9 protein-coding genes are annotated in these 8,768 nt (G+C 39.7%); 8 read left to right on the forward strand and 1 reads right to left on the reverse strand.

Annotated elements, in window-relative coordinates; genetic code table 11:
* Positions 1–67 precede the first annotated feature (67 nt).
* The 4 genes from L4C32_RS19510 to L4C32_RS19525 all read left to right on the forward strand — a co-directional run bounded on the left by L4C32_RS19510 (position 68) and on the right by L4C32_RS19525 (position 4,769).
* Positions 68–1,471, forward strand: a complete 1,404-nt coding sequence (locus L4C32_RS19510) for a COG3014 family protein (protein ID WP_428198565.1) — start codon at positions 68–70, stop codon at positions 1,469–1,471.
* A gap of 16 nt (positions 1,472–1,487) precedes the next feature.
* Entirely contained in the window at positions 1,488–2,087 is a 600-nt protein-coding gene (lpoB, locus tag L4C32_RS19515) for a penicillin-binding protein activator LpoB (protein ID WP_428198566.1), read from the forward strand.
* Between the two features lie 107 nt (positions 2,088–2,194).
* Positions 2,195–3,634: a hypothetical protein gene (locus L4C32_RS19520; RefSeq protein ID WP_428198567.1), complete on the forward strand. Its 1,440-nt coding sequence runs from the start codon at positions 2,195–2,197 to the stop codon at positions 3,632–3,634.
* A 1-nt stretch (position 3,635) separates the two neighbouring features.
* Positions 3,636–4,769, forward strand: coding sequence for a hypothetical protein (locus L4C32_RS19525; protein ID WP_428198568.1), 1,134 nt, complete (start codon positions 3,636–3,638; stop codon positions 4,767–4,769).
* Positions 4,770–4,845: 76 nt separating this feature from the next.
* Here the strand turns inward: L4C32_RS19525 and L4C32_RS19530 are convergent, their stop codons facing one another.
* Positions 4,846–5,430, reverse strand: a complete 585-nt coding sequence (locus L4C32_RS19530; RefSeq protein WP_428198569.1) for a LysE family translocator — start codon at positions 5,428–5,430, stop codon at positions 4,846–4,848.
* A 114-nt stretch (positions 5,431–5,544) separates the two neighbouring features.
* Between L4C32_RS19530 and L4C32_RS19535 the strand changes: the two genes are divergently transcribed.
* The 4 genes from L4C32_RS19535 to L4C32_RS19550 all read left to right on the forward strand — a co-directional run bounded on the left by L4C32_RS19535 (position 5,545) and on the right by L4C32_RS19550 (position 8,610).
* Complete coding sequence (locus L4C32_RS19535) at positions 5,545–5,985, forward strand: Lrp/AsnC family transcriptional regulator (RefSeq protein WP_428198570.1); 441 nt, start codon at positions 5,545–5,547, stop codon at positions 5,983–5,985.
* A gap of 287 nt (positions 5,986–6,272) precedes the next feature.
* Positions 6,273–7,259 (forward strand): hypothetical protein, encoded by a 987-nt coding sequence (locus L4C32_RS19540; RefSeq protein WP_428198571.1) that lies wholly within the window; start codon positions 6,273–6,275, stop codon positions 7,257–7,259.
* 147 nt (positions 7,260–7,406) lie between these two features.
* The gene (locus L4C32_RS19545) at positions 7,407–8,024 is read left to right on the forward strand and encodes a DUF5677 domain-containing protein (protein ID WP_428198572.1); all 618 of its coding nucleotides are present in this window, start codon (positions 7,407–7,409) and stop codon (positions 8,022–8,024) included.
* 121 nt (positions 8,025–8,145) lie between these two features.
* Positions 8,146–8,610, forward strand: a complete 465-nt coding sequence (locus L4C32_RS19550; RefSeq protein ID WP_428198573.1) for a GNAT family N-acetyltransferase — start codon at positions 8,146–8,148, stop codon at positions 8,608–8,610.
* The last annotated feature ends 158 nt before the right edge of the window (positions 8,611–8,768 follow it).

The following is an 8,768-nucleotide window of genomic DNA, read 5'->3' on the forward strand; positions in this document are numbered from 1 at the left end:
GACACGGATGTTCGAGCATATTTATTAATAGATGGATACCGATTTATAATCTTTGTTGGGTAATAAGATGAAAGCTATAAAATTGAGCTGTGTTGCTTTGGCTATCTCAATAACAACAGGCTGTTCAAGCATGCTCCAAAAGAATGACTTCAAGAGTATTAATGAGCCAATCAATAAAGGAGATATTGCAACAGCTGCAATGAATGCTGAAAAAATGGCCGGTGAAATTGATCCGGAGAGTGGTGAATCTGAAGATTTGATTTGGGCTTTACACGCAGGAACACTCAATTATGCTACTGGCAATGACAAACGCTCAGTCATGTACTTTGACTCCGCAGAAAAACATTTCCGAGACGAAAATAGTGAAGGGGTTGTAGAAACCGCAGGGGAGACCACCGGTGCAGTTCTAGTGAATGATACCGTCTTAGATTATGAACCTTCCCAATACGACATGGTTTATGCCAATCATTATAAAGCGATGTCATTATGGAAAATGAATGATGAATCAGCTGCCCGTGTTGAGTTTAATCGTTCAGCAGAGCGCCAACGTCGTGCTGCAAATCACTTTGAAAAAATAATTATTGAGAAAAAAGAGCTTGAAGAATCAGAAGATTCTAAGCAAGTCGATTACTCAAAAGCAATGAGTGATATTGATCTAAAAGTAGCAGAAACTGTGGATATGACAGGTTCGAAGTGGCTACCTTATGATGGCTACGTTAACCCAGCAGTCACCTACGCAAACGCACTATTTTTCATGCTCGAAGGCAAATCAAAGGGCGATTACAATAAAGCAGTAGACGGTTTTAAACGTGTCTATGGCATGAGTAAAAATGCAGCAGTGAAAACGGATTTGCAAATGGCACGAGGTTTAGCTTCTGGTAAATCAAAAGATAGTTATAAGCCTACTATTTGGGTGATTCATGAAGATGGCCTGGCACCTAAAAAAACAGAATTACGTTTTGATTTGCCTATTTTTCTGTTAACGGGAGAGCCGCAGATGGCTTCCTACGCAATACCTAAAATGGATGAGGGTACACAGGCGTTTGGTTCGGTATCCATTGATCACTTTACCACGCAAGAAGTTGCCGATGTGAGTAAGATCATTAAATCTGAATTTAAAGAAGAACTGCCTGTTATAAAAGCCCGAGCAGCAGCAAGTACTATTTCAAAAGTGGTTATGCAAGCAGCGGCAGCACAAGTAGCTAAAGAAGATGACACAGGTGTTGGTGCGGTCTTTCAAGTTGCTACCATGCTGTACTCTTTAGGTTCGACAAGTGCTGATATCCGTACCAATGTCGCCTTACCAAACTCAGTAGGCGTCACTCGTTTGCCAAAGAGAGAGCGCTTAGCCATCAAAGCTGGGCCATTTGAGATCCCAGTTCAAACTGATCCAAACTCAAAATATTCCATCATCTACGTTCGCACAATGAATGCAGTGGCTCAGCCAACTGTGTCAGTGATCAACATTTAATCAAAATAGGCTAATTATGAAAATAACAAAAATTGCAGTTTTACTGTTTGCTGCATCAGCGCTTCTTGGGTGCCAATCTACAACCAAAGTGGTTGATCAATCGAATGACACAAACGTTGTTATGGGTATTAACTATAAAGATTTCAATGCGATTGCTAATACTGCGGCAGAAAGTTTAATCAGTTCTCCAGCCTTGATTCATCCACGAGCAGCTGAAGGGGGTGTTTTTGTTGGTATCTTATCAGATTTCACTAACGATACGATGGTTCGAATTGACACAGATAGCCTGACAAATAAATTCCGTATGAAGGTTTTGAATTCAGGTCGAATGGTATTCACGTCAATGACGGAAGAGCAGATGATTGCCAATATCCGCAAACTTGAACAATCTAAATTAGTAAATAAGAAAACGGCAAAAAAAGATGGAACCGTTATTAGTGCAGATTTCGCATTAGCTGGAAAAATATCACAACGTAATCACACGCTTGATAATGGTGACCAGCAAGTTGAGTATGTTTTTACGCTTGCTATGACAGATCTTCGTACTGGTTTGCAGCGCTGGATTTATGAAGACACGATTGTAAAGCAAGGTGATGGTTCTACCGTATCTTGGTAAACAAAGAGAGATTTCTTAAGCCACCGCGAGGTGGCTTTTACGCATTTAATGAGTAGTTCAATCTGCCTTGGTATAAATAGAGTAAGATTGAGAATTGAGGAATTAAGATGAACAAGTTAGCTTTAGTTGTATCAATTGCTTTAAGTAGTACTGCATTTAATATTGCTGCGAATGAGCAGGGAACATCGACTGTACCAAATAAAAATGCCGCGACAATCAATCTCGAAAAAATCGTAAATCTTAGGTGTAAAGCCGATGAAAGTGGGTATGTTGTGGATGCGAAAGCATGTGTACAAGCCAAATCTAACCTGTACGTTCATCAAGTAAAATTCAAATCAAGCTTCAAAGGATTTATTGATAGCGGAACAGCCATGATCAATGTGGATGTTAACCATCCAGAGTGGGGACAGCGCCGAAATATCGCTTTTAAAGCGGCGATTCAACAGGCACAAATTAATTTTATTGTTAATAAAAATATCGATAAATATAAAACATCTCAGCAAAAACGCACTGTTGTAGGCGGTAAACCTGAATTTACCTCAGAAGAGAAAAATAGGTACCGTAGTGAAAAAGCGTCCTTAGAAATTGGCGCTCAAATTGTTGATGCCGCTGTTGAGAAGGAGCTAGGTACTGAAATTGATATCAATGGCAATGTGTCATTAGCACCATTAGAGAAGTCTGAATTTACTGATTCAGTCATCAGTGGCGAAGCAAGTGAATTGAATGTTTCTGCCGAAATGTCTGGTGTCTATGTAGTCAAAACGTTTGAAGCCATTACAGTGGAAGGTGAAGCATGGGTCTCGGCAATTATTCGTGGATCTGTGAACACTAAACGTCAAGTCTCTGCACTGTATGAAGGTGGTGCCGCGTACCAACCTGTTGAATCTAAAATCGCTCGTGGACAGGACCCAGAAAAGTGGTTTGCAGAGCACTACATGGATTTATATAAAGAGTTTGGTTCTCGTTTAGTGTGGGACAAAGAGGGCTACCCAGTCATGCTTACGTTCGGGCAAGCGTCAAACTGGTTACAAGAGGGAACGGTCAAATTTGATCGCTACGACCAAAATGTGATTCCAAGTATTGCACGTAATGATGCACTTGGTTCAATGTCTAAAGTATTTAACCTTCAAGGATCACTTGACTCAAAACAGTTTATGGGTGAATTGACGGGTGAAAAAATGACCATTACTTTCGATGGGAAAACGGAAAGTCAGGTCATTGAGCAAGTCAATGAGATGGTTTTTGAGATGGATGAATTTGCCAAAATGACATCTGAAATCTCAGGAATGCAAGGCGTTAAAATTTTAGGTCAATACGAAAATCACCATGCGGTGACGGGCAAAAAAATCATAGGCTATGTTATGGCATGGAGCCCTAAATATGCTGCAGAGTCGCAGGCTTACAATGAGGTAAAAGGTGCAGATACCTCGGCTGGCATCGGTGGTTACAATGGTGGTAATTATCAAGATGAAACTCAAACAGAAAATAAAGAAGTCGCGACTTCAGTGATTGAGTCCTCTGATTTAATGGATGATTCGGATTTTTAATATGAAAAAACTAATTTTGTTGTTTACGCTATTACCATTTGCTGTAGTAGCGAAAGTCGTGAGTGTTGAAGCGACAGGTTACGGTGTGGATATACGTAGTGCAACCAAAGATGCATTAGTGAGTGCTATCTCGCAAACCAATAATTCAACGATTACGACCAATCAAAAATCATCGCTCAATGAGCTTACGAAAAATAGTGACTCAAGTCTGCAGACAAGTATGAATGACGATTTTACATTGTCTGCCAATGGTGTGGTTAAAAAATACTCAATTAAGAGTGAGCACTGTGATAATGGTCAGTGCGTTGTGAAGATCCTTGCTCAGGTTAAAGAGAGCAAAGAGGGCATATTGGATGGTCTTAAACGAAAGAAAATGTCGATTAAATCATTTAATGGCAATCATTCGGGTATTTTTAACTCAGGCGTCGAAGAGAGCTTTACCCGTGGCGGTGGAAAGTTTGCCATCATCGATAAGGGTATTGATGAGCAGATGGACTATATCATTGAGATCTCATTAGTTCAGTCTAAAACACGAACATGGAAAACCGACAACCGCACAACGGACCCATTGACTGGTGAGGTGAGCGGAAAAGTATCGACTAAATACTCATCAGTATACGAAGTGAAATATCGAGTGTTATCCGGAGCAACCAGCCAAGTTAAGTATGCTAACTCTCAAAAATCGACGTCAGGGCGTAGTAACTTAGCGTTATTAGCAGAAATCACGGCATCGAAAGTCTATAAAGATATTAATGATGCCATATTCCCCATGCGTATTGCGAGTATCTATCCTGCCGAAAACAGAATTGCTATTCCAACTGATGGTAAAGCTATCAAAGTGGGCAGTGTGTTTAAGGTGGAGAGTGCTGGGAGTGCAGAACGAGATCCTTATACAGGTGAAATTATTGGTTACCGTACTACAAAGGTCGGGGAGATTAAAATTAACCACGTCGAGCGTAAAGTGATGTATGGGTCCGTGATTAAGGGCGATATAAATCAGATGAAGCCTAAGATGATCATCAAGCCGATAGTAGTGAAAGTGGCAAAGAAAAAGCCAGTTGTAACTAAGAAAAGTAAGCCAAAAGTTGTTGACGAGAGTGTCGTTGATGAAGATTTTGGTGGCGTGATTCTATAATAAAAAATACCCGATAACTCACTCAGTTATCGGGTTTTCTTTTAGCTGCTTAGCGATGAGTCTTAGTGCTTTATAATCAAATCATAGGGAGAGTCGAGGCGATAAGCAGCACTGCCATTGAAATGTTAAAGCTGCGAATTCGAAGCGGTGTAATGAGCCAGTGTTGAAGTTTTTGTCCTGCAAAGGTCCAAAAACTCACCGATGGGATATTAGCAAGGGTAAAAGCCAGCGCAATTAGACATAACTCTACCCAAGCACCGCCACTACTAAACAGAGTTACCGCACTTAACGCCATAGACCACCCTTTGGGGTTCACCCACTGAAAACTGGCGGCAGCGAAAAAGGTGAGAGGCTTGAAATCATCTACCTCTTTGGCTCGTCCACTCATGGCTATCTTTGCTGCGAGGTAAATAAGGTACGCCAAGCTCACGTATTTTAATATCTGGTGACTAACTGGGTAAGCATTAAAGATACCCACTAATCCAATCCCAACCAGCATCACCATAAAAGCAAATCCGAGGGCAACCCCAAGCATGTGAGGTATGGTTCGAGCAAAACCCACGTTAGCCCCCGATGTCATCAACATGATGTTATTAGGGCCAGGGGTGAAGGTGGATACGCAGGCAAAAAGTAGCAGTGCCCCGAGCTGTTGTAATTCCATCTTATTTCCTTGTCTGTTTTTTTGTTAATCTCTAAACACAATGTTAAGTAGAAATAGACGCAATTATGTGTTTTTATTTATCATCACATCATTAATTGAGCAATAAAAAACGGTATGGATAAGTTTGACGAAAGAATCTTGCAAGCGTTAAAGTCTGATGGTCGAATCTCCAATGTCGATCTCTCTGAACGAGTTGGGTTATCGCCTTCAGCAACATTGCGCCGAGTGCAAGAGTTAGAGCGCACAGAGGTCATAAAAGGGTATCGAGCTATTTTGAACAGTGAACCGCTTGGCATTGGGTTTATTGCGTATGTCTCTATTGGGTTAGCCAGTCACAGCAAGCAAGCTCAACTGGAGTTCGAAGCGCATGTGCAGTTTGTGGATGAGATTGTAGAGTGCCACAACATTACCGGCGAGAATGAATACTTACTGCGCATTGAAACCCGCTCACTGGCCAGTTATAAACGCATTCACGCGGATGTACTTGGCGAGTGCGAACAGGTGAAATCTATATCGACGATGGTGGTCATGGAATCGCCCAAAGATGAGCGGTAAGCTGTCGTAACTAATGAAGAGCAGAACCCATAAATACAATCCATGTTGCTGTGTATTTATACAGCATTAGGCAATGCCTACTTTCTACAAATCAAAGTCTACTTTCTACAACTTAAATTTATAACTTTGCGGTAAGGCACTAATTTTTATAGATATACGTGATACGCTATGACAAATCCATGAGTGATAAGATGCAAAATGCATTGTTTAAACAATGCATTTTGCATCTTATTAAGCTGTTATGTTTCCGGTATATTTTCCTATTTTCAAATATAAGGACTTATATTTTGTTTCAAAAATCTTGGCTCGGTTATGTATTTATGGATGCTGAAGCATCATTTTTTGATACTGAGATAGAGCTAACTGATGGTGTTCTTCTGAGGAAAGCATCAGTGCAAGAGCTAAATCACCATTTTGATTTTCATCTAGAACGATGGTGGAACCTTCGAGGAGGTACTATATCTAATACCTTTGGAAGAACTATAACAGAAGGAGTTCATGTTAAGTCGATACCTAATCGTTCAGATTGGAATCACCTAGTTGTTGAGTGTACAAACAAAAAGATAAATTTCTGGACTATTAACCAAGTATTTTCAATGTCAAAAGCTGATCTCAGGATGGGGTATATCTCTATAGATGATAATGGTGGCTCAAACCCTTGGAGTAACTGGTCAAAGCTTGGTATGTGGATTGAAAATGACCTTTTCACTAATAGCCCTCAGATTAAGATGGATGACATTGACGATTTGAAGCTTAATATTGGCAGCTTCAGTACTCTAGATTTAAACAGTGATTTAATCCAAAAACATTTAAGATTACTTAATATGTTTAATCACCTCGATACAATGGTAGACAGCTGTCCATTTAAGTATTTAGGGTATTTTTCCATAATTGAAGGGCTACTAACGCATAAGCCCAATAGTTCTGATAATGTTGATTCAATACAAAAACAACTCATTAGGAATGTACATTTAGTAAATAATAGAATTATATCTTCGGGTCGCAAGGGGATTAATTATGGCATATTCAACGGTGTTAAGTTAAAGACTGTTTACAGTAAGCTTTACTCTTTGCGCAGTGCAATAGCTCATGGAAGTGATTATTCAAAATCCATCGAGGAAATATTAAAGTTGAATGGTTCAAAGTTAGATACTTATAACGCAAGTAGACCATTATTCTATTGGATAAAAGATTTAGTAAAATTAGTATTGATGTATTCGTTTGTTGAACCTCAGTTATATTTTGACTTAACAAGTGATGTCAATAAGTGGTAATGGAAACATAACAAAGCGTTTAAGACGGATTCCCAACGCTCGGCATTTTCAGTTTGATTCAGCTTTAGTGTTTTCGGCACCATGATTTATGTTGGGTGGTAGCGTTGCTCACCACTTAACGCGGCGTTAGCAAGCAAGGGGGGTAATGTGAGTCTGGCGGAACGAATTATCAATCTTAGAGGTGACGTGGACAGGTTAATCCCGTTGCATAAACAAAATTTGTACAAGCATACTTTGCTGGCATATTCTTCCAGCTTGCTAGATCTAGCTGATGCAATAGTTACTCTCAGTGAGTCTGGAAAGTTATCAGGCATTCCTATTCTCTATCGAACATTTTCTGAAACCTTTGTTGATTTCCACAATTTGTCCTCGGATCGTGCTTACGGCTACAGGTTACAATCAAATCGGTTGAAAGAATGGATAAAGGTCTTAGATAATCTAGACCCCAAACATTTAGAGTGGTTAAAAGAGTCTACTGAACTTGATGACTTAATAGAGTTCAAGGCTCAGCTTGTCAAAGAAAAGGCTGATCTTAGCGATCAATTTAAACCAATTAAAATTGGTGATAAGTTTGATTTGGCAGGCTTAAAAGACTTTTACGATACAGTTTACAATGAACTATGTAGTGACTCTCACTCCAACCTTCGGTCAGTGTTCAGTCGCCTGAATTTAGATGACGATGACCCTAAAATTCAGTTATGTATTAGTACATTACCGCAGGCTCTAACTGAATTAGAGATAACACTTACTAAAGTGTTTCAGTGATAAAGCTTGCTAACAAGCCATTCAAAAGGACAAAAAACAGTTTGCTGTTTTTCGTACCTCAAACATTTTAGCAAACAATTTTTTGCCTCTTAATGGGGCGTTATGCCCACAAGAGGAAAACATGGAAATCCGTTGTAGAGTTTTAAAAAGTGAAGATAGCCTCAAATATCGTGAGGTAAGACTCGAAAGTCTAAGATTACATCCTGAATGCTTTGGCTCAGGTTATGAAGCACAGTCAAAAATGCCCAAGTTGTATTTTGAGGGTTTAATCGAAATTAACTCACAAGAAAGCATAATGATTGGGGCATTTGTTGACGATAAACTGATTGGCTTATGTGGTTTAACTCCAAGTGGTGAAAGTTCTTTGGAAATCATCCAAATGTTTGTTTTCTCAGACTTTAGGGGGCGTGGTGTTAGTAGAAAGTTGCTAAACGAAGCAAAGTCCATTCTAAGCTTACGTCAAGAGACTAGTTTGCAATTAACAGTATTTGCAAGCAATGTCATTGCTATTAAAGCCTATGAAAAGTCCAATTTTATGCGTAAAAGCAGCGTGGGAAATGAGTTACTTATGTCCTTTGAGGCGTGAGCATAACAAACTAGAATAGGTGTCGCGCAGCCGACACCTTATTCAGGTGTTGAGCAAGCTCGAAGCCCCTCTCTATATAGTAAATTGTGAAGTTTGAGTTGGAGTTGAATTAAGGGGGCAGGCACTTTTTCTTGTTTTTTCTTTCTATTGTGTAGATG

The organism is Aliivibrio kagoshimensis (assembly GCF_050337105.1).
Lineage (GTDB): Bacteria > Pseudomonadota > Gammaproteobacteria > Enterobacterales > Vibrionaceae > Aliivibrio_A > Aliivibrio_A kagoshimensis.